1 protein-coding gene is annotated in these 695 nt (G+C 69.4%); it reads left to right on the top strand.

Annotated elements, in window-relative coordinates; all coding sequences use genetic code 11:
* Positions 1-108 precede the first annotated feature (108 nt).
* Positions 109-695, top strand: a 587-nt coding sequence (locus DMH12_RS38700) for a helix-turn-helix domain-containing protein (protein ID WP_148107620.1), incomplete at its 3' end; no start/stop codon positions are given.

Here is a 695-nt window from a genome sequence, read left to right as displayed (position 1 = left end):
GGCCTAGGTGTATTGATCACGAGCGTTGTTGACACTGGTGGGTCTTGAACATGGCGAAGACCTCCGATGTGGTGGAGCTGTCTAGGAACGCACCGCACGGAGGTCTTCGTGTCCCACCGTAATGCCCGGCTGACCGTTCACGGCAGGCGGTTGCTCGTCGAGCGCGTTCGCTCGGGCCGTCCCGTCGCTCATGTGGCCGCCGAGATGGGCGTCTCACGGGCAACGGCTCACAAGTGGATCCGCCGCTGGGGCCGTCAAGGCGAGGCCGGGCTTGTCGACCGTTCCAGCAGGCCGCGCCGGACACCACACCGCACCCCGGCGCCAGTGGAGGAGCAGGTGTGCCGGCTGCGGCGGGACCGAAAGCTCGGCCCGGCCCGCATCGGCCCGGTCCTTGGTCTGCCCGCCTCCACGGTGCACCGCGTCCTGACCCGCCACGGCCTCAACCGGCTGGCCTGGCTGGACAGGCCCACCGGGGCCGTGATCCGCCGCTACGAACGCGAGCGCCCCGGTGAACTGATCCACGTCGATGTGAAGAAGCTCGGCCGCATTCCCGACGGCGGCGGCCACAAGGTCCGCGGCCGCGACGCCGGCCGGCCGATCCGAGGCATGGGCTTCGACTACGTCCACTCCGCCGTCGACGACCACACCCGCCTCGCATACAGCGAGATCCACAGCGACGAGAAGGTCGCGACTTG

This window comes from Streptomyces sp. WAC 04229 (assembly GCF_003947455.1).
Classification (GTDB): Bacteria; Actinomycetota; Actinomycetes; order Streptomycetales; family Streptomycetaceae; genus Streptomyces.
Note: the sequence above shows the minus strand (reverse complement) of the source record. Positions and strands in the feature narration are given on the sequence as shown.